The following is a 20,466-nucleotide window of genomic DNA, read 5'->3' on the forward strand; positions in this document are numbered from 1 at the left end:
ACATGCTGGAGGCATGACCGATCGCCGTGATCTCAGCCGGTGGGCGCTGGTGTCCATCGCGGCTGCGATCGTGACGATCGTGCTCAAGACCGCGGCCTGGCAGTTGACCGGATCCGTCGGTCTGCTGTCGGACGCCGCGGAGTCCGTAGTCAATCTCGTCGCTGCGGTCGGCGCGTTCGTCGCCCTCCGTATCGCGGCCCGCCCGTCAGACGACGACCACAACTTCGGGCACTCCAAGAGTGAATACTTCTCGGCTGTCGTCGAAGGCGTGATGATCGTCGTTGCCGCCGCATTCATCTGCTATTCGGCGATCGACCGGCTCATTCACCCCGAGGAACTCGAATCGGTCGGACTCGGACTCGGGATCTCGGTGATCGCCAGCATCGTCAACGGGGTCGTAGCGTGGAAGCTGATGTCGGTCGGGCGGGCGTACCGGTCCGCCGCGCTGGAAGCCGACGGCAAGCATCTCCTCACCGACGTGTGGACGACGGCGGGAGTGATCGTCGGCGTCGGGCTCGTCGCGATCACCGGCTGGGCTCGGTTGGACGCTCTCGTCGCGATCGCCGTCGCGATCAACATCATCGTTGTCGGCTGGCATCTCGTGCGGGATTCGACGATGGGCTTGATGGACACCGTGATCCCCGACGCGGACCGAGCGCTCGTGGACGAGGTGCTAGACCATTTCCGGTCGGCGGGGGTCGACTTCCACGACGTCCGGACCCGCGAGGCCGGACACGTGCGTTTCGTACAGCTGCACATGCTGGTCCCCGGCGACTGGACGGTGCGCCGCGGACACGACCTGGCCGAAGAGGTCGAGTCCGCGCTGTACGCCGCCGTCGACGATCTCCGCTGCACCATCCATATCGAACCGATCGAGGATCCGCGCAGTTACGAGCCGTGGCGACGGTGACGGACTTACTCTTGAACCATGAGTGACTCTGACGACAACGACGGCGACTACTCCGTCGACGATAGCGACCAACTTCAGCCGGAGGACACGCTGCTCGACGAGGAAGTCGGGGACGTTCTCGATCGCGGCTACTCGCCGCCCGATTACGAGCCGGGCCGCCACGAGCACGACAGTCTCGACTCGAGGCTCGCCGAGGAGGTCCCGGAGACGGCCGGTGTCGCCGACGACCCGGACTTCCCGGAGCCTGAGGACGCGGGTGAGCAACGGTCCGGTCGGCTCGTTTCGTCGGACGACCACTCGAACGCGTTCGGCCAGGACGCCGGTGTCGACGGTGCGGGCGCGACCGCAGAAGAGGCTGCCGTCCACATCGTGGAGTAGCCGTGACGGGAGCCTTTGGCCGCGACCCGGGCAGTGTTCGATAACGTTTTCTCATGGATCGTGACCGGATGCTCGAAGTCGGTGTCGGCCTGGTGTCGCGTTTCGGAGCGCGGGCGCTGAGCCTGACGTCGGTAGCTCGGCACGCCGGGGTCGCGCGTGCCACGGCGTACCGGATGTTCGGTGGGCGTGAAGCATTGGTGGATGCGATCGTCTCGCACGAGTTGGAGCAGTTGCGTGTGCGGCTGATCGAATGGGGCGCCGATGAGACCGACGTCGCCGAACGCGTTCGGGTGCGCGTCCTCAAATCTCTTGAGTACATCCGGGCGCACGACGCCCTCCAATACGTGCTGCGTGAGGAACCCGAGGAGATCGTCCGCGCGTTGGTCTCCACCGACGTCGCGAGCCCCAGTCTCGTCGAACGGGTCGTCGATGTCAGCATCGTCGACGTGTCGGCGGCGGATGCTGCGTCGCTGTACCCCGATTCGCGCGCGGCGGCGGAGTTCATGGTGCGCGTCGTCTACTCGTGCATGTTGGTGCCGGGCAGTTCGATGAGCGACGAACAGATCGCCGATCTGGTGGTGCGCGCCGTCGTCCGTTGAGGTCGACCGTTCCGGTGAGGTCGACATGCCAGGCTATTGGCCGCTCGCGTTCGGTGGAGCCACCGTCGCTACCGATAGGCTGGACGCCATGACAGGCTCTGGCGCCCGCAGCATCTACGTCGCATCGGCCGAAGGAGACACTGGGAAGTCGACCGTCGCTCTCGGGGTACTGGCCCTGCTCGCGGCAACCGGTGGACGTGTCGGCGTGTTCCGGCCGATCTCCCGCGCCGGGGCGGGGGAACGCGACTACATCCTCGATCTGCTCCTGCAGTTCACATCGGTCGACATCGCATACGACGACTGCATCGGTGTCACCTACGACGACGTGCACGCCGACCCGGACTCGGCGATCGCCGACGTCGTCGCCCGCTTCCACACCGTCGCCGATCAGTGCGACAACGTGCTGGTAATCGGTTCGGACTACACGGATATCGCGTCGCCGTCCGAGCTGAGCTACAACGCGCGGATCGCCGCGAACCTGTCGTCGCCGATCATCCTGGTGGTGAAGGCACTCGATCGGGAGCCGACCGAGATCCGTTCACTCGCTGAGATGTTGATGTCAGACATCAAGGGGTCGCACGCGTCGACGGTCGGCATTGTCGCGAACCGGTGCGATCCGGCGGCGCTGATCGATGTCGCGAACGCGTTGCGGGACACGGGTGTCCGCGCATGGGCGTTGCCCGAGGAGCCGGTGTTGACGGCGCCGACGATCGGCGAACTACAGGAGGCGCTCGGCGCGAGCCTGTACAGCGGCGACCGCGATCTCCTCGACCGGGAGGCCCTCGACGTGATGGTCGGCGGGATGACCGTCGAACACATTCTGGAGCGGTTGAGCGAGTCGATGGCGGTGATCGCGCCGGCCGACCGATCGGATGTGCTGCTCGCCTTGGTGAACGCGAATGCCGCCGAAGGCTTCCCGCGACTATCGGGGATCATCATGAACGGCGGGCTACGTCCGCATCCGATGATCGAAGGGCTCGTCAAAGGTCTGCGACCGACATTGCCGATCCTGATGAGCGAGCACGGCACGTATGAGACCGCGCGGATAGCGGCGTCCACGCGCGGACGCATGGCGTCGGGGTCGGTACGCAAGATCGACGCGGCGCTGGCGCTCATGGAGCGACATGTGTCGGCAACCGAACTGGTCGACGAGCTGAATCTGCATGTCCCCGAAGTCGTCACCCCGCAGATGTTCGAGTACCAGCTGATGGCGCAAGCGCGATCGGATGTCCAGCACATCGTGCTGCCCGAGGGCGGCGACGACCGCATCCTGCGCGCCACCGACCGGTTGTTGCGTCGGCGAGTCGCGAAGCTGACCCTGCTCGGCAACCCGGAGTCGGTGCGTCGCCGGGCGAACGAGCTCGGTATCGACCTGTCGGACGTCGACGTCATCGACCCGGCGTCGTCTGAGTTGGTCGGGGAGTTCGCTGACACGTACACCGAATTGCGCAAACACAAGGGAATGACGCATGACCGCGCGCTCGAAGTGGTGCGTGACGAATCCTATTTCGGGACGATGCTGCTGCACACCGGTCGGGTCGACGGCATGGTGTCGGGCGCTGTGCACACCACGGCGCAGACGATTCGGCCGGCGTTCGAGATCGTCAAAACGGTGCCCGGTGTCTCCACGGTGTCGAGTGTGTTCTTCATGTGTCTGGCCGACAAGGTCCTCACTTACGGCGACTGCGCGGTGGTCCCAGACCCAACGGCCGAAGAACTCGCGGATATCGCCATCTCGTCGGCCCGCACCGCGGAGGCGTTCGGCATCTCGTCGAGGGTAGCGATGCTGTCGTACTCAACCGGCGGATCCGGCTCGGGTAAAGACGTCGAGAAGGTCTTGGCCGCAACAGAACTCGTCCGCGAACGGTCACCGGAGCTGCTCGTCGAAGGGCCCATCCAGTACGACGCCGCGATCGAACCGAGCGTCGCCGCCACGAAGATGCCCGACTCGCCGGTCGCCGGGCGCGCGACGGTGCTGATCTTCCCAGACCTGAACACCGGCAACAACACGTACAAGGCCGTCCAACGCAGCGCGGGCGCGATCGCGATCGGTCCTGTCCTGCAGGGGTTGAACAAGCCGATGAACGACCTGTCGCGCGGTGCGCTCGTGTCGGACATCGTCAACACCGTCGCGATCACCGCGATCCAAGCACAGAACATCAAGAAGGGAACCGACAAGTGAGCGCGGTCATCGAAGGATCCGTTCTGGTGGTGAACGCAGGCTCGTCGTCGCTGAAATACCAGGTTCTCGACCCGAAGACCGAGGAGGTTGTCGCTGATGGTCTCGCCGAGCGGATCGGGGAGCCTGGGTCGTCGATCAAGCATTGGTATCGAGGTGTCGAGGTCCGCCGCGAGGTGGCGCTGCCCGACCACGAGGCGGCGATCGCGCTGGTCGTCGAGTTATTCGCCGAGGAGGGCGTCGACGTCGCGGAATCGGGGTTGGCAGCTGTCGGCCACCGCGTGGTGCACGGCGGTCGCAGCTTCTTCGAGCCGACGTTGATCACGGAGAGGGTGCGTTCGGAGATCGTGCGGATCTCATCGCTGGCACCCCTGCACAATCCGGCCAACTTGACCGGGATCGACGCAGTCAGCGAATTGCTGCCCGACGTGCCCGCGGTGGCGGTCTTCGACACTGCCTTCTTCAGTCGGTTGCCCGACGAGACAGCTTTGTACGCGCTCGACGCGGAAGTCGCGGCGGAGTACGCGATCCGCCGCTACGGCTTTCACGGCACCAGCCACGAATACGTCTCGCAGCGGGCCGCCGAGTTCCTCGGTCACGCGCCGAGCGCACTCAACCAGATTGTGTTGCATCTGGGCAACGGGGCGTCCGCGTCGGCTATCCGCGGCGGCGTTCCGTTCGATACGACGATGGGTATGACACCGCTCGAAGGCCTGGTGATGGGTACGCGCACCGGCGACATCGACGCTGGAATCGTCTTCCACCTGGCGCGGGTCGCCGACATGTCGATTGAGGACATCGACGTCCTGTTCAATAAGAAGTCTGGCCTGAAAGGGCTGTGCGGGGAGAACGACTTCCGTACGATCCTGCAGCGCGTCGACGAAGGCGACGAGACCGCGGCTCAGGCCTACCTCGTGTACCTGCAGCGTCTGCGTCGTTATATCGGCGCCTACATGATCGAACTGGGTCGAGTGGACGCGATCGTGTTCACTGCGGGTGTCGGCGAGAACGCCGCACCGGTGCGCGCCGACTCGTTGGCGGGGCTGGAGAACTACGGCATCCGCATCGATCCCGACCGCAACGCGGTGCGGTCGGACGAAGCGCGCGTGATTTCGGCTGACGGATCCGCTGTCACTGTGCTCGTCGTACCGACGAACGAGGAACTCGCGATCGCTCGAGCTGCTGTCGCCGTCGCAGGCGCCTAGAGCGAGCCTGTTCGGCTGGGCGTTCGTCTGGCAATACCTGTCCGGATCGTGTAGAGGAGCAGCAGTGACGTCAGATCAGACCAGTCAAACCGGTTCGGAGCGTCACTTGCTTGAGGCTACCTTGGACCGCAATCGAGATGCGGTACTCGCTGCGCTTTCCGGTCTCCCCGACTCCGCGGCACGAGTTCAATTGGTGCCATCATTGACGACCCCACTTTCGCTGATCAAACATTGCGCCGCTGCCGAAAGGATCTGGTTTCAACGAACTCTGGCAGGGCTCCCGGAGTATCGGTGTGATGGCTACGCCGTGGGTGACGACAAGAGTTGGTACCTTGATGATTCGGATACGTTCGACAGCGTGATCGCCGAGTACGGCCGTGCTCGGACCTTATCGGACGATATCGCCGCCAGATATTCTCTTGATTACCGCGCGCGCCACTATCGACGCGGCCACGCATCTCTGCGGTGGATTTATCTCCACATGATTGAGGAGTTTGCCCGGCACGCGGGTCACGCGGACATAATTTCCGAGCAGATCAGGGACACCACTGAACGAGATGGCGGTGCACCTGAATTTAGTGGTTAGTTCGTAGTGGAGAGGGATCGACTATGTTCCGTGTCAAAGAGCGCGTCCTCGGGGTCGTCGCGTTCGCGGCACTGGCGGCACCGCTCGCCGCCTACGGAAGCGGTGATTCAACGAGTGGGAGCAAGCCGAGGGCGAGAGTCAAGGTCGAGGACAAGGATGCTCGGGAAATTGGGCTCGCCCGAGTGAATCTGTGGACGCGCAGACGTGCGGAAACGGGCTGCGTTCCCCGCTCCGTAGTCGAGCCGAATTGACCTGTCCGTCGCCTGTAAGGATGTGTGTTTGTACCGGTCAAGCGTCGTGCTCTGGGTTCGGCGGTTCTCGTCGGCAAACCGTAGTCGAGTGCCGAAGCCGTGGGACCGGTGATGCCCCTCGTGATGCGTCACACTGAATGGCCTTGGATCAAGAGTAAGCCGCCCGATACCGGCAGTAGTGCAGGTCGCGGGTAGTTTCCTAATTGTCAGCCACTCGGCCGGTGGCCGCTGTGCCAGCGAGGGGCGTGCGGCTTGCTTGTGTGGTGGTGCAATTAGTCCCAACGAACGATCCGCAGCGCTTCGTAGTTAACAAATAGCCGGTTCTGTCGGCGGCCGGTAATTTCGGTGAGGACTGGCAAGCGCAGCTCCCCGGCCTTCATCGCTTGCAGTACAGTGACTAGCCTGCCTAGGCGACCATTTCCGTCCCCAAAAGGATGCAGTGTTTCGAACTGGTAGTGCGCGAGGGCCATCTTTGTAACGATGAGCTGGTCGTCATCGGCTGCGACCCAGTCTTCCCAGTCGCGAATCCCCGCTTCCAATTGGTCACCGGGCGGGCAGGGGACAAACCGAGCATCTTCGATAGGTGGTTCGCGAGCACCAATTGCGACCTGATGTGGTCTAATGTCACCCGCGTCTGGCGTGTCAGCTCGTGTGCCGCGAACGACTGTTTGCTGAAGTTCGCCTAAGAATGTCCGGGAGATTCGGCGATCGTTCACCTGGCTCACAGCAAGATCGGTGGCTATGACGTAGTTTCTGATCTCGCGCTGCTCTCCGGACATGTCTCCCTCTTCAAGGAAGTCGGCCTCAAGAACGTCCTCGAATGATGCAAAGGCGCACTCTAGCGCGGAGGTGCTTGCTGCCTCGCGCCGGATTATTGGCCGGACGAGGATGTCGGGTCGTGGAAACTTTGCTATCGACTAGTCAAGTCGAGCCATCGCGGACCCGGCTCTTGCTGCGGCCTTCACGGCGCGAGCGGATAGTCGAGGTTCGACGGGCAGGGGGTCGGGAAGGAATGCCCAGTAGTTCCACGGCCGCGAGGTACGGGGGTCTACTCCGTCGATCGGAACTAGCGCGCCGATCGGCGATTGACGGAGGCCATCCAGGTCCATGGCTCAAGGATATCGCGTTTTGCTTGAACTGCAGCTGTGGAGGTTCAAGCTGGGTTGGATCTCCTAGGGGTTGACTCAAGCGTGTCGGGTTTTGCTTGAACTACAACCTTGGAAGTTCAAGCCCTGTCGGTCGGGCGTGGCGGCCGCGGGCGCGCCAGGCTGGGCCCTTGGGTGTGCGGCGTCGCGAAGTACTAGCGGTCGGCGACCATGTTCGGCGTCTATTCGCACGTGTTGCCAGGTGAAGGGCAGGCGGCGGCCGAGATGGCGGGCAAGTCGGCGCGGCAGTGGCAACGTTGTTGCTCGGCAACCGAAAGCAACTACCCGCTACCGGCATTAGTGCCGGTAGCGGGTAGTTTCCGTATGGCGGAGGATAGGGGATTCGAACCCTTGATAGGGTTTGTTCAGTGGAGCGCAGTTCGGGTCGAATAAGGCAGCTGAACAGGCATTGGACGGTTCGGCCCATGCCGTTCAGTGCTTCTTGATACCGCACAATGCATCATCGGTGATGCATCAAACGATGCATCGACGAGGTCGCTCGGCCGATCAAAGCGAAGCCAGAAGGCCGTTAGACCGCCTCATGCAGACGACGCCCCGCTACGCAGGGGAGCGACGGGGCGTCAGTCTGCGAGGCTGGTCTATGGGAAAACGAGCGGCCGGATGGCATCCAGGAATGCCCGCAGGCCGATCGAGTTCAGAAATTGTGCGACCTGGCCTAGCGGATCAACGATATGCATTACGGTCCTCCCAATAGTGCCGCGCGCAAAGTAGCTCGCAGTCTCGTGGACTTGTTCGTCCTAGGCGGGTGATTCCGTTACGTGTCCTTATACCTACGAAAGCGGTTCGCCACTCGCTGTGGCGCGTCGTCGGGTACCTCAGCGTGAAGACTGTCGTAGCGGCGCGAGTAGTCCAGTCGCCTGCCCGGAGACCGCCAGGCGTTACCGCCACAGGCCGCGAGGGCTCAGGGGCGCTTGGCGGAGGACGTCTCGACGAGGCCGCTGCGAGACGAACGCCTGGACCGCTCCCAGGGATCGGTAGCGACTACCGGAGGGGCGACGAGGGTGCCAACGACTGCCAGGTGGCAAAGGAAGTCGGCGAGGCCAGGCGGTTGGGTGGAATCGTGGCCAGACCTGCTCATATTCCGGGCGATTCAGCATGAACATGGCCAGCGCGCCACGGAGAGACGCATAAATATGCATGAAGAGGTCAGTGCTCGCCTGATTCTGAATGTACCGACCCCCTGTATGTGGGGGCTGGAAAGAGAGAGGCCGGAGGGACCGCCCGTACTTCTCGATCGAATGTCAAAAACGAGCGCGCGAATGCGCATCAGTGACCGCTTAACGCCACGAGAGCGGCCTGTGAGTGACGCGGACACGACGATAGGCATCGCACAACGTAGCCGCACCACAGAGCCGAGATACAGGGTGAGCTGACAGCCTGTGGTTGTGTATCGAACAATCATCGCCTGCATATCCCACGCATAGCGTGAGTGCATATCAATGCATAGTTATGCGGCTCATTATGCAGTGGGCTATGCATCGTCGCCGAACCACGATCGTCACGGGGCGAGTGGGACCGGGGACGGGCCAGACCGTGGCTGTCCTTCGACTCCTGCACCGTCTTGTTGCCTCGGCGACGGTTGCACCTGGGTTCGACGTCGTGCTGAACCGGCCGTAGGTTCTCGACGGTGTCAGGGCGATTCCTCGCGCGCGTCGTAACGTACCCGGCTACGCAACCACGGCTAATGGTTGGTAATGGTTGGTAATGGTTGGTACCACATCCAGAAAGTAGGGGTTGGTCGCTCCACTTTCTGGGGGTAGGTCGCCCCACTTTCTGGGGGTAGGTCGAACCTGTACCAACCCCCACTTTCTGGCGGGAGGTCGGCGGTTATCCACACCCCACATTCTGGGGGTACGTCTAGCTCTGGTCGTTAGCCGTCCAGAGGGGTAGCTGTAGGCCACCAAGGTGGAGTTGCCGCGCGTGGTCGGCACTCGTATGGCAGCTATGGCAAAGAGGTCGGTAGCGTCCGACGTCGAGGCTGAACGGGCCGTGGTGGGCGTCCGATAGCTCGTCGGGGTCGCTGTGGTCATATGCCCATTGGGCGGCCATATTCCCGCAGGCAATCGCAGCACACGGGTGTTCGGCCGCGCGGCCACGGTCGCTGTGTACGCGTTCGTGCGCCGCGATGTAGCCGACGATTGCCTTGCGGCGGTGTCGTTTGTCTCCGCAACTGTGGTGGCCTGGCCTGTTGAGGTGCTCGGTCCGTAACAGTCGTCGCTTTCCGCACTCACACAGGCACAACCATGACCGCGCGACGCGGTCGTAGTGCTCGACTGTCAGTGTGCCGATGCGGCGGCCGGACAGGTCTGCGACGATTCTCGGGCCAGGACGGTGCATTGGGTCGCCATATCTGCGCAGTCGGCCATAACAGCTACCGCAGTAGCGGCGTCGCTGCATTCGCAGGCGGCCGCAGTCTGGCACGATGCATGGCAATCGGTCGGTCTGATTCATCGCGGCCGCCGGATGCGGCGCTCGTGCGCTCGGTCGCGCATGGTTCGGTGTGTATCGAATGCGCGGCGTAGCTCGGTTTCTGTGTGGTGCACGAATACCGCGTCGAGAACGTCGTCGGGGTGAGTGGCTGGGGTCGACACTGTCAGGTAGAACGATCGCAGAGGCCGAGGTACGTACATGGGGTGCTCAGGGCTGTCGTACCCAAGCGGGAACGCTCGACGCTCGGGGCGCATCATGGTGCGCTCGTTTCGAGGATTGATGACGACGGTTCGACGCCTGTAGTCCGTCGCGCCGTGCGCGGATATGCGCCGCTGGCGCTCTCGACGGTCGCCCGTAGTGTCGAAGCGTCTACGGCGACGTACCGCTGTGTGGTCGCTGGCGATGCATGGCCGAGGAGTTGTTGCACACTCAGTACGTCGTTGTGCGCGCTGTACGTGACTGTCGCGAAGCGGTGTCGTAGTTGATGCAGAGTGACTCTGTCGGGGAGTACTTGAACGGCTAGCCTGGCGACGTATGCGGGCGTCAGATGGCTACCAGCGGTCGCGCCGGGGAGCAAGTATCCGTTTCCGTAGCTTTTCAACGTGTTTCGCACTACGCGGTACATGCGCGGCGTCATCGGTACGAGACGCTTCTTATCGCCCTTGCCGTGGATGATGAGCGATGGGCCGTCGTCTGTGTCGAGAATATCGTTAGCGTGTACTTGTGCGACCTCGGCGCGACGTAGCCCCATCTCGGCAGCAAGCATGAGGATTACGGTCTGGCGGTCGTCGGCTCGCGCGAGAGCGTCGCGGTAGTCCTGTGACGATGCAGGCCGCGCGAGCGGTGTCACGGCGCGGATGACGCGGAGCTTCCTGCTGGGGTCGTTGGGGAGTTGGCCGACATCGGCGGCCCATCCAAACAGCGCGCGCAGCGAGCTACGTAGCGAGCGGCGATACTCGCGCGCCACATCGGTGTGGCCAGCTAGCCATTCCTCTAGGTCCTCGGTTGTGACATCGGCGGGCGTCGATGGGTGCAGGTCGCGTCCGACACGTTCCATATGACTTTCGCGGACGTTGATCGTGTGCACTGATAGACCAGCAGATCGGGCGTGTGTCTTCCATCGAGCGATGAGGTCGGACCAGGCAGCGGGCACGCTCAGCGGAGCGGGACCGGGACGTACGTGTTCGGGGTAGACGACGCGATGACGGTTGATCAGGGCTTCGGCCGCTGGCGACAAGTTGACCGGGACACTCACCGCGGGATCGAACGTGACGAGATTCTGAGCGACGGCCCAACGGTACAGAGCGCGTAACGATTTGACGTTGTTACGCCGCGTTAGCGCTGACCACGAGCGGCTGTCGAGGTACTCGACGAGGTCGACGGTTTCGAGCGTCCACGGCCCTCTGTCGGTCGTCGATAGGTATTCGGCGCAATGATTTACGTGGCTTAGGCGCTGTGAAACAACGGGTTTCGATACACCTGCGCTGGTCTGATCGGTCCGCCATCGTTCAATCGCGGCGGCCCATTCATCGGTTGCATGAGTCATATCAGTTTGCTCCTGCTCGTTTTGGAAGATGTGAGACGAGACGCCCCGGCGGCCATCGATGGGCAGCCGGGGCACCGTTCAGATCGCAGCGGGACCGTCAGCGCGCAGCACGTTTCGCTTTGGCGAGGTACTCGCGCGCGGCGTCCGCTCGGGTCGTACGACGGGTGAGCTTGGCGGCCGACAGCGACGCGAGGTACTCAGTGACGATGACTGATTCGCATTCGGCACAGACGACGCCGGGGCCGTCGAGGATCACGGAGCGGCCGTTATCCAACGGCCCATTCGGTGCTGTCAGTTGGACGACCGGCCGACGAGTCGGTACGTCGAGTGCACCGCATTCAGAGACACGACACCGGGCGGACTGCCGGTCGGCCTCACGCTTGGCGGCCGACTCGGCGGCCCTCACCTTGCGTTCAGCGACTTCCATGCGCTGGAGGTGCTGAGCGTCGTCGAAGTCCTGGTCCGTCAGCCCCTCGGCGATCACGGCGTCGTATGCGGGCCGAAGGTCTGTGAATACAGTTCGTCCCTCGTGTGTTGCCGCGTAGGCAGCCTGCGACGCCTGGTGTGCTCGGTCGGCGCGACGTCGATGGGCGTCGTTTGCGAGTTGGACCAACTCGCGGTCAGACATGAGTGGGGCGGAGTCGTACTCGGTCCGTAGCCGCGCGGGGATTGTTCGGTCTAGCGGGGGTGCGGGCACCGCCTGGAGAAGGGACTCCCGACCGGGGCCGCCGCTGAGTTCCCACCCCACTGGTTGCCCGCTCGGCGTCTTGTCGAGGAACCTATCGGCCCCGTCGGCTGTCTGTGTCTGGTTGTACTTCATCGTGCGTCTCCTTTTGTGATCGTGTTGAGTGCGTGCTCCATGCGCCGCAGGTGCTCGCCCTGTACGTAGTCGTCGGTATCGAGCGCCGCGCAAGCGGCGTCGGGATAGACGCCCGCTGTCGGCCTTTCGGGGTCTCGTGGGTACTTATCGTCATGGGCGCGGGATGCCCATAGTTGAACGTCAGTGCCAGATGGGCCAGGCGCAGCGTCGTACGCGGCCCGTAGGTCGGCGGGTACTTTGTCGGTGTATTGCATGATCTGATTCCTCTTCCTTGTTGTGGCACTGCCTCTTTCGGCGGTGGCCAAGTCTTTGCTCGAACGGCCGCGTCTAGACGGCCTCGGGGCCGTAGATGAGTTGTGTGTCGGCGTCGAGTGGGACCGACAGTGTGTACCGCGCGACGCGGCCGCGTTCCTCGTTCGCGGGTTTGACCTGGACAACCCATCCCTTGCGGCGTAACGACTGCATGTGCGGGCCGACGAGGTCGGGTTTCGAGTAGCCGATCGCTCTGGCGAGTTTCCGATTGCCGGGGTAAATATCGGCACCCGTCCTGTAACTGGCGTAAGTAGCCATTGTCAGGGCGAGATGCTTCTCGGGCTTTGTCAGCGATGAACGCGCGACGAGTCGGTGCCAATCGCTGACCGTCATGCCTAGATCGGCGATGGGCTTTCCGCTATCCACGCGCCCGTGTGCGCTGCTGTGAACAGTGCGCGTCGCAGTACCACGGCGATTGGTTGGCGGCAGAGTCCCACCACTCTGGCGAGGCTCGTCGGCATCGCTGTCCGTTGCGGCAGCGGCCCCGGCATCGACGGCGCGGTCGAACGGCTCGCGCGCGTTCGCGGGCCTCGCCCTCGTTGCACGCTGCTTCGACCGCCTGTCTGTGCTCAGCCTCGGCGAGTGCATCTAAGTCGGCCGGGGTAGCCCCTCGCCGAAAGAGGGTCGCGGCTCGGCGCAGAGTGGTCGCGGCCGTCTGCATCTGCTCAGACGTCAACGGCTCGTCAGCGTCACGGGGAGGTACGGATTCGTTGCGTGACATCCGCTCAGCGAACATCGTCGCTCGCCGCTGACGAGCTGATATTCGCGTCGGCGATGGTGTCAGCAGCGGCGTCAATCCGGCGTTCTGGCGTCGCTGGCCGTCCCTATCGCATGCGGGACAAGTGAACGTTGAGCCAGTCGATCCGTCCGCGTGAATGAACTCGTCTGGATACGGCGCGACGAGCCATCCCGGCAGAGATGACGGGAGACCGTCGTCAGCGGGCGTCGATGGGGCCGATCGCTTGTCGCAAAACTCGCATACTGCCCGTAGTCGGCCGTCTGGGAGTGTCTCAGCGTTGACGGGCACTCTCATTGCTCAACCTTTGTCAGCATGGCTAGGAGTGGCTCACGCGGGATGAACACCTTGCGACCAATGCGGATGCACGGCAGTTCGCCGGACGCTACTGCGGAGGACACCGCACGTGCGTCGATGCCAAACAGGTCGGCGACCTCCTGACGTGTCAACGCGGCGGCGTCCGAATCTCGGAGCGCCGACAGCGTCGTTACTCGGTGATGTATCACGTCTCAACCTCCAGTCGCGATAGTGCGCGTATCTCGCGATAGTGAGCGACTGGTATCGAACGGTAGCGGACTGCCGGTAGACCCGCAAGCATGTACCGCGTAATCTGCGATATATGGCGAATTCGACCACAAGGAAGCGTGGCAACGATGCGGGGCCGATCGCGGAGACCGTCGCGGCCAACGTCGCGGCTCGGCGGCAGGAACTCGGACTCACGAGGCGAGAGTTGGCCGATCGATTGGAATCCGCGGGACGTCGATTCACGGCCGACGCGGTGCAGAAGCTCGAAGCGAACGGCCGCCGGTGCGACGTCGACGATCTGGCGGCGCTGGCGGCCGCGCTCGACGTCCCGCCGGGGGAGCTTCTCGGGATTGGCGACGCCCAGGGGCGGTCGTCAGGGCACGATCTAGGTGAGTTCGCGAAGCGAAACCCGATCCTGTTCAAAGGGGCTCAAGTTGCGACGATGATGGGTGAGCCTCGGGAATTGATGCTCGATTCTGTCGATATTGTCGCGCGGACGACGCCAGGCATCTTGACTCAGGCTGACGCCGTGCGCGACTTGCTGACGCAGGTAAGCGAAGTAGACGATGGCGAGGCGGCGCGGCTCCTGCTCGCAGACCTGGCCGAGAGTGGAGTTTCCCGACATGTCTACGACGTCGAGGGGCTTGCTCGATGGGTAGGCGTGGACCGAGCGCCCTCGGTGCACGATGCGATGGCGCGGCAAGTTGCAGCCGACACGCTAGGTCGTCTGGTTGAGTCGGGTGCTACCGCCGATCAGGCCACCGACGCCGAGACGGCCCGCTTCTTGATTGATCACCTGGCAGCGAATGGCGTGATCGGTCACGTGTACGACCCAGACGATCCGGTCCTCATTCGATGGGTCGGCCCGGACCGTGCACAATCGGTGCACAACGCGATGGCGCGACAGGCTGCGGGTGATGGCACGATCTAGCGGCCGACGACGCGGCAGAGGGACCATCGTTAGCTACCAGACGAGAACAGGTACACGGTGGCGTTGGCAGATGCGCGTTCCGGTCGACCCAGAGGATCCCGACGCCGGGTCTCGATTCGCCAGCGGTGGCGGATTTTTGACGGCCGATGCGGCCGACGATGCGCTCGACGATGCCAAGCGCAAGCTACGCCAGCGAATCAAGTTCGCGCGCGACGTCCCGACAGTTGCCACGTACGTCGGCGCGTGGATCGACGGCCGACAGCTTGAGCGTTCGACAGTGGCAGGTTACAAGCGGCTCACGCGTAACCACATCACGCCGCAACTCGGAGAGATCACTCTCGACAAGCTGACCGCGACACGGATCGCGAAACATTACCGGCAACTTGCGAAGGATGGCCGTCGCGACGGGTCGAATGCAGGTAAACCATTGTCCGCGAACACGATCGCTAAGGTGCACGCGGTACTCGCGGCCGCCCTCGACGCGGCTGTCAGCGAAGGATACATCGCTGTGAATCCGGCACGGAAGCGCGACATTGTGCAGCCGCCAACGGGCCGCGCAATCCGGTCGCAGCGACCGGAAATGCAAGTGTGGACGGCTGCGCAACTAAACGCGTTCCTGTCGTGGTCGCGCGACACGTACGACGATCCCATGTACCCGTTGTGGGCGTTTATCGCACACACAGGCGTTCGTCGCAGCGAAGCGCTCGCGCTCAGGTGGGCTGACGTCGATATGAAGCATGGGCGCGTTTCGATCCGGCGAGCGCTCGATACGACACAACGGGGCGTCGTCAAGCTGACCAAGTCCGCCGGTGCTCGCGTCGTCGACGTCGATGCCGACACTGTGTCGCTACTCAAGTCGTGGCGTAAGACGCTCGGCAAGCTCTCTCTCGAACGGATGCAAGCCGACGCGTACGTGTTCGGTAACCTCCGCGACGGGTCGACCCGCTCCCCTAACGAGGTCTCGCGCCGCTGGCGAACTCGCGTCGAGGCAGCACGCGGCACCCTCGACGACGAGTTGCCGACGATCCGGCTGCATGACTTGCGGCACACGCACGCCAGCCTGCTACTGGCGCTCGGCGTGCCGGTAAAAGTCGTTTCTGAACGACTCGGCCACGCGTCGGCAACGATCACTCTCGACGTCTATTCACATGTGCTGCCGGGCCAGGGGCGCGAGGCGGCCGAGTTATTGGCGGCGGCCGTTAGGAGTCCTAGCTAGGCGACAGGCATGACATCAGGGGCGCGCCGCAACTGTGGCGAGCGCGGCAGCGGCGTCGACGCGCATGTGGCACGAATGTTCGCTGTTCAAGCAGGTTCGAGGAACTCAGAGAACACTGACTCGGTCGACTGTTCAAAGTAGTGGCCGTGCGTCGCCATGACCGTATCGATGCTGTCAGCGGCGATGAGCACGATCTCGTAGCGATTCCGGGTGCCGCGGTAGGCTTTTTCGGTGGCGTCGTACCGAGCTACGGCTTGGTCGGAGTCAATGAACTCTTCTCGCTCGACGAGCTGTGCTTGCTCGAAGTCGTAGACGAGCAGGAAGTAGACTGCCTTGTCGTCGTGCTTTGCCATGCTGCTCACCCTCTCACATCAGCCTCGGTAGTACCCGGCGTCAACGACTGCGCGTCGAGCGCGATCGAACCGATCTGTGACGGCGGTCGGTATATCTAAACCGTACTCCCTGAGGTAAATCAACTCACCTGAGGCGGAAAAGTACTCAGTCATTGTGTCTGGCCCCTCACCGTCCTTGAGGTTCACTCCTCGTAGGCCAAGTCGTGCGTCTGCCGATTCTGCGGCATCGGCCCACTGCTGCTGGCCGCGCGTACGCAACTGAACTTCGATGGCCCGATCGTCGCGGCGGACAATCAGGTGGACCGCGCGGTAGCCGATCGGTTTAGGGCTCTCGATGTAATTTCGGCGCCGTTTGATACTGCTCGACCAGTTCTTCTCAATCCGGGCTAGGACGCGGCCGAGCTCTTCGCCGTCCGTGAATACCGCCCGGACTCCGCCCACATCTTCGAGCCGAGCCAGCTTGGTGCTGCCAGCAGCCGAGCCGACAGTTCGTTGGAGCTTGCGGACGATTCGGGGCACTCGCTTGAGGCGCTGGCTCACCACCGGCATGTGGTGCTCAGTTTTGATCATGCTCTCGACGCCGAGTCTGACCTTAGTTAGAGGGTATGCGTGGGCAGCACGAAACTCCGTGATCACTCCGATTGCACGATCCAACTGATCGGGCTCAACCTCGGCCTGTTCATAGGCGTAACGCCGAACCAGTTCTCCGCAGCGATTTATCTCACCCTTGGTTGGTGCATCCATGTCGAGACGATTGTACGGCCGAGTTCGGCAACGATCATTCGAACCGTCTTCCTAGACAGCCGCTGCGAACCGGCCGACCCTGCTCGCAGCGGGCAGTTCGGTCAGCGGCCTCGTGTGTGATGCCTAGTCGCTGAGCGGGACCGGTACCGTGGCTTGGTTGTCGTCGCCCCACGTTACGTACAGCTGATTTGGAATCGGGCCGCCCCACGTCGGGACCATCAGGAGGTCGACGCCTGTCTGGCTGCCGACTACGGCGTCAGTCGGGAAGTTCCGTGCTATTGGGCCGTCCGGAGGAGCGACGTTCACGTGTTCGGCGCTGCTGCTCCCGACATTCCTTAGGACGTAGCGGTTCTTACCTCCGCGCTCGAGTACCCACGCGACGTTCGTTTCGATCGACTCGTGCGTCGGGACGCCCGTCAGTAGCGCTCGTTCTGTCAAAGCGTTGGCGCGTTCGGCAGCCTCGGCGCTCCGCCGCGCAGACTCCGTGGCGTCCTTCTCGAACATGAGTGATTTGAACGACAAGATGCCGCATCCAATAGCGATGAAGAGTGCGACGCAACCTGTCCCCGCACCCACCCAAGCCGCGGCGGCGGCCGAATTGTCGGCATTCATAGTGCTTGATCGTAGTGTGGTTGATGCATAGTTCGATGCATGAACCGGAAAGTATGCCGCCCGCTACCTGTATCAGTACAGGTAGCGGGCGGTTTCTCGCTGGCGGAGGATAGGGGATTCGAACCCCTGAGGGCGTTAACCCAACCCGCGTTCCAGGCGAGCGCCATAGGCCACTAGGCGAATCCTCCAGCACCAAGATGCTAACTGGTGCCGGCTACCGATCACAAAACGGGACCGCTACACTGGACGACGGATCCCGCGCGGCGTGCATCCTGTGAACTCCCCCAGGGCCGGAAGGCAGCAAGGGTCAACGGGCTCTGCCGGGTGCGCGGGATCCTCTTACTTCCAGGTGTTTACAAGTTGCAGCCGGGACTGGCCGGGTCTGCGCGAGAGGTTCACGTTGAACTTTCACTCGATGAGTGTCGAAGAACTCCGCAACACCCGAAACGATCTGCAGAAGCGCTACGAGACGCTATGCGCCGCAGGTCTGAAACTCGATCTCACCCGCGGTAAGCCCGGAGCTGACCAACTGGACCTGTCCTCGCCCATGCTGTCCCTGCCGGGCGCGAACTACACCAGTCCGAAGGGCACTGACTGCCGCAACTACGGCGGCGTCAGCGGGCTGGTCGAGCTCCGCGAGATGTTCGGCGAACTGTTCGCGACCGGTGCCGACCGCACGCTCGCCCTCGGTAACGCCAGCCTCGAGGTGATGCACGACATCGTCGTGTTCTCGCTCCTGCGAGGCAATATTGACTCCGAACGTCCCTGGTCGGCCGAACCCGTCAAGTTCTTGTGCCCGGTCCCTGGCTATGACCGTCACTTCGGCATCACTGAGCAGTACGGCATCGAGATGATCAACGTCCCGATGAACCCCAACGGTCCGGACGTCGAAGCCTGCGCCGCGCTCCTCGCCGACGACCCTTCGATCAAGGGCATGTGGCTGGTACCCACCTATTCGAATCCAACCGGCTACACGGTCACTGAAGACGTCGCCCGCAGGCTCCTCGCACTCGACGCCGCGCCCGACTTCCGCATCTTCTGGGACAACGCGTACGCAGTTCACACGCTCGTCGAGAACGCGCCCGCACCGCTGCCGATCCTCGACATCGCCGCGGACGCCGGTCACCCCAACCGTGTCTACGTGTTCGGTTCCACCAGCAAGATCACTTTCGCGGGAGCAGGCGTCGCCGCGTTCGCATCGTCGAAAGCCAACCTGGACTGGTACGTCAAGCACATCTCGGCGGCCACCATCGGCCCCGACAAGCTCAACCAGCTGCGCCATCTGCAGTTCCTGCGCGACGCCGACGGTGTCCGCGCCCATATGGCGCGCCACCGCGAGATCATCGCACCCAAGTTTCAGCTCGTCCTCGATATCCTCGACGATCGCCTCGGCGACGCGAAGATCGCATCCTGGACGACGCCCGAAGGGGGCTACTTCATCAGTCTCGATGTGATCGACGGCACCGCCGCCCGCACCATCGCGCTGGCCGAAGGCGCCGGGATCGCGCTCACCGCGGCCGGATCGGCCTTCCCGTACAAGATCGACCCGCACGACCGGAACATCCGCATCGCGCCGACATTCCCGACGATCGACGAACTGCGGACGGCGATGGATGGCGTCGCGACCTGCGCTCTGCTGAGCGCGACCGAGGTCCTCGTCGACTCGGCGTAGGCGGACCATGTGAAGCTCGAACGGTCCACGCCCGCGCTCATCGGGTTCGTGGTCGCGGGTGCGCTGTCGCTGTGGCTGCAGTACCTGATCGTCCCCTACAGCACCCCATATTGGGGTCTCTTCGACAACTTCCTCGACCTCGACGTCTACCGTGCAGGTGCACAGGTCGTCCTCGACGGCGGCGACCTATATGACACCAAGCTCCTCGGCCGGATGGACTTCACATACGCACCGTTCTCGATGGTGCTGTTCGTTCCGGTGGCGCTGATGTCTGCACCCGTCGCGCACGCGGTGTGGTCGATCGGGATCTTCGTCGCGCTCTACCTGGTGATCGTCGTCGGGTTCCGCAGCCTCGGACATGAGACGACGTGGCGCCTCCGCGCGATCGCGGTATCGCTCGTCGCCGCGTCGGCGCTCCTGGAGCCCGTCCGGTCGACTATCTGGTTCGGCCAAATCAACGTCTTCCTGATGCTGTTGATCGTTGCCGACCTCATTCGCCCAGAAGGCAGCCGGCTGCGCGGTGTCGGCGCAGGCCTCGCCGCGGGCATCAAACTGACGCCGATGCTGTTCGTCGTCTACTACGCGGCGATCCGGCAGTGGAAGACCGCAGTCGGCGTTGTCGTCGGGTTCGTCGGCTCCGTGATGCTCGGCTTCATCGTGATGCCGACTGCGTCAACGCGATTCTGGTCCGACACACTCTTCGACTCCAACCGGGTGTCGTCGCCGCACACGGTCGGTAACCAGTCGATCCGCGGCGCGATCGCCAACATCGCCGAGACCGACCACCCGAGCACCGTCGTATGGATCGTGCTGGCGGCGGCAGCCCTCGTGCTCGTCATGACGGCGGCTGTCCTGGCACACCGTCGCGGGCAGGAACTGCTCGCGATCACCCTCGTGGGGATGGCGTCGTGTGCGGTGTCGCCGGTGGCCTGGGGCCACCACTGGGTGTGGGTGGTGCCGTTGCTCGTCGTCGCCGTGCACCATGTGATCGACGGCGTTGGCCGGTGGCGTCGCGGGGTCGTCGCGCTGTTGACGGTCGTCGGCTTCCTCGCGACCGTCGCGTGGACGACCCGCCTGGCCTACCCGATCTGGTACGCCAACCGCAGCGTCGAAGAGGCATATCTGACCGGGCTCTTCTTCAAGCACGACGCTGACGTCGTCGGCTGGTTCTCAGTGCAGCCGTACAACGTGCTCCTCGTGGTCGTCGCGACTGCCACAATCGGCTTCTGTCTACGCCCGCCCGCGGCCACCGATCCGCCCGTCGCCGCTGTCGGCGACCGCCGGTAGTGTGCACG

The 20,466-nt window shown here is 63.4% G+C and carries 20 protein-coding genes, 1 tRNA gene and 1 other RNA gene; 12 read left to right on the forward strand and 10 right to left on the reverse strand.

The window, feature by feature from the left end:
- Positions 1 to 13: 13 nt before the first annotated feature.
- From MP11Mi_RS07940 to MP11Mi_RS07970, 7 genes are all read left to right on the forward strand, one after another.
- On the forward strand, positions 14 to 910 hold the full coding sequence (locus tag MP11Mi_RS07940) for a cation diffusion facilitator family transporter (protein WP_420041745.1): 897 nt from the start codon (positions 14 to 16) through the stop codon (positions 908 to 910).
- Positions 911 to 928: 18 nt separating this feature from the next.
- Entirely contained in the window at positions 929 to 1,288 is a 360-nt protein-coding gene (locus MP11Mi_RS07945; protein ID WP_420041746.1) for a DUF5709 domain-containing protein, read from the forward strand.
- Positions 1,289 to 1,341: 53 nt separating this feature from the next.
- Complete coding sequence (locus MP11Mi_RS07950) at positions 1,342 to 1,887, forward strand: TetR/AcrR family transcriptional regulator (RefSeq protein ID WP_420041747.1); 546 nt, start codon at positions 1,342 to 1,344, stop codon at positions 1,885 to 1,887.
- A gap of 88 nt (positions 1,888 to 1,975) precedes the next feature.
- The gene (pta, locus tag MP11Mi_RS07955) at positions 1,976 to 4,069 is read left to right on the forward strand and encodes a phosphate acetyltransferase (protein ID WP_420041748.1); all 2,094 of its coding nucleotides are present in this window, start codon (positions 1,976 to 1,978) and stop codon (positions 4,067 to 4,069) included.
- A complete protein-coding gene (locus tag MP11Mi_RS07960; protein WP_420041749.1) occupies positions 4,066 to 5,271 on the forward strand; it encodes an acetate kinase in 1,206 nt (401 codons plus the stop codon). The genes pta and MP11Mi_RS07960 overlap by 4 nt, the downstream gene beginning before the upstream one ends.
- A gap of 64 nt (positions 5,272 to 5,335) precedes the next feature.
- The gene (locus tag MP11Mi_RS07965) at positions 5,336 to 5,857 is read left to right on the forward strand and encodes a DinB family protein (protein ID WP_420041750.1); all 522 of its coding nucleotides are present in this window, start codon (positions 5,336 to 5,338) and stop codon (positions 5,855 to 5,857) included.
- A gap of 23 nt (positions 5,858 to 5,880) precedes the next feature.
- Complete coding sequence (locus MP11Mi_RS07970; RefSeq protein WP_420041751.1) at positions 5,881 to 6,108, forward strand: hypothetical protein; 228 nt, start codon at positions 5,881 to 5,883, stop codon at positions 6,106 to 6,108.
- Positions 6,109 to 6,380: 272 nt separating this feature from the next.
- Here the strand turns inward: MP11Mi_RS07970 and MP11Mi_RS07975 are convergent, their stop codons facing one another.
- From MP11Mi_RS07975 to MP11Mi_RS08000, 6 genes are all read right to left on the reverse strand, one after another.
- On the reverse strand, positions 6,381 to 7,022 hold the full coding sequence (locus MP11Mi_RS07975) for a Fic family protein (protein WP_420042042.1): 642 nt from the start codon (positions 7,020 to 7,022) through the stop codon (positions 6,381 to 6,383).
- A 2,935-nt stretch (positions 7,023 to 9,957) separates the two neighbouring features.
- Positions 9,958 to 11,250, reverse strand: coding sequence for a tyrosine-type recombinase/integrase (locus MP11Mi_RS07980; protein WP_420041752.1), 1,293 nt, complete (start codon positions 11,248 to 11,250; stop codon positions 9,958 to 9,960).
- A gap of 97 nt (positions 11,251 to 11,347) precedes the next feature.
- Positions 11,348 to 12,070: a hypothetical protein gene (locus MP11Mi_RS07985; RefSeq protein ID WP_420041753.1), complete on the reverse strand. Its 723-nt coding sequence runs from the start codon at positions 12,068 to 12,070 to the stop codon at positions 11,348 to 11,350.
- The gene (locus MP11Mi_RS07990; RefSeq protein ID WP_420041754.1) at positions 12,067 to 12,324 is read right to left on the reverse strand and encodes a hypothetical protein; all 258 of its coding nucleotides are present in this window, start codon (positions 12,322 to 12,324) and stop codon (positions 12,067 to 12,069) included. Before MP11Mi_RS07990 ends, MP11Mi_RS07985 begins: the two co-directional genes overlap by 4 nt.
- Before the next feature lie 73 nt (positions 12,325 to 12,397).
- Positions 12,398 to 12,715: a hypothetical protein gene (locus MP11Mi_RS07995; RefSeq protein ID WP_420041755.1), complete on the reverse strand. Its 318-nt coding sequence runs from the start codon at positions 12,713 to 12,715 to the stop codon at positions 12,398 to 12,400.
- A gap of 696 nt (positions 12,716 to 13,411) precedes the next feature.
- Complete coding sequence (locus MP11Mi_RS08000) at positions 13,412 to 13,624, reverse strand: helix-turn-helix domain-containing protein (RefSeq protein ID WP_420041756.1); 213 nt, start codon at positions 13,622 to 13,624, stop codon at positions 13,412 to 13,414.
- A gap of 113 nt (positions 13,625 to 13,737) precedes the next feature.
- On the opposite strand from MP11Mi_RS08000, the gene MP11Mi_RS08005 reads away from it, so the two are divergent.
- Entirely contained in the window at positions 13,738 to 14,574 is an 837-nt protein-coding gene (locus MP11Mi_RS08005) for a helix-turn-helix domain-containing protein (protein WP_420041757.1), read from the forward strand.
- Positions 14,575 to 14,644: 70 nt separating this feature from the next.
- Complete coding sequence (locus MP11Mi_RS08010; RefSeq protein WP_420041758.1) at positions 14,645 to 15,790, forward strand: tyrosine-type recombinase/integrase; 1,146 nt, start codon at positions 14,645 to 14,647, stop codon at positions 15,788 to 15,790.
- Positions 15,791 to 15,876: 86 nt separating this feature from the next.
- Here MP11Mi_RS08010 and MP11Mi_RS08015 read toward each other — a convergent pair whose 3' ends face one another.
- The 4 genes from MP11Mi_RS08015 to MP11Mi_RS08030 all read right to left on the reverse strand — a co-directional run bounded on the left by MP11Mi_RS08015 (position 15,877) and on the right by MP11Mi_RS08030 (position 17,687).
- Positions 15,877 to 16,143, reverse strand: coding sequence for a hypothetical protein (locus MP11Mi_RS08015; RefSeq protein WP_420041759.1), 267 nt, complete (start codon positions 16,141 to 16,143; stop codon positions 15,877 to 15,879).
- 18 nt (positions 16,144 to 16,161) lie between these two features.
- Positions 16,162 to 16,887 (reverse strand): RelA/SpoT domain-containing protein, encoded by a 726-nt coding sequence (locus MP11Mi_RS08020; protein WP_420041760.1) that lies wholly within the window; start codon positions 16,885 to 16,887, stop codon positions 16,162 to 16,164.
- Between the two features lie 123 nt (positions 16,888 to 17,010).
- Positions 17,011 to 17,499, reverse strand: a complete 489-nt coding sequence (locus MP11Mi_RS08025; RefSeq protein ID WP_420041761.1) for a hypothetical protein — start codon at positions 17,497 to 17,499, stop codon at positions 17,011 to 17,013.
- 100 nt (positions 17,500 to 17,599) lie between these two features.
- A tRNA-Ser gene (locus tag MP11Mi_RS08030) sits at positions 17,600 to 17,687 on the reverse strand.
- A 60-nt stretch (positions 17,688 to 17,747) separates the two neighbouring features.
- Between MP11Mi_RS08030 and ffs the strand changes: the two genes are divergently transcribed.
- The 3 genes from ffs (at position 17,748) to MP11Mi_RS08045 (ending at position 20,458) form a co-directional block, all read left to right on the forward strand.
- Positions 17,748 to 17,842, forward strand: an RNA gene (gene ffs / locus MP11Mi_RS08035) — signal recognition particle sRNA small type.
- 57 nt (positions 17,843 to 17,899) lie between these two features.
- Positions 17,900 to 19,171: an aminotransferase class I/II-fold pyridoxal phosphate-dependent enzyme gene (locus MP11Mi_RS08040; protein ID WP_420041762.1), complete on the forward strand. Its 1,272-nt coding sequence runs from the start codon at positions 17,900 to 17,902 to the stop codon at positions 19,169 to 19,171.
- 9 nt (positions 19,172 to 19,180) lie between these two features.
- Positions 19,181 to 20,458, forward strand: coding sequence for a glycosyltransferase 87 family protein (locus MP11Mi_RS08045; protein ID WP_420041763.1), 1,278 nt, complete (start codon positions 19,181 to 19,183; stop codon positions 20,456 to 20,458).
- Positions 20,459 to 20,466: the final 8 nt, after the last annotated feature.

This window comes from Gordonia abscondita (assembly GCF_032711245.1).
Lineage (GTDB): Bacteria > Actinomycetota > Actinomycetes > Mycobacteriales > Mycobacteriaceae > Gordonia.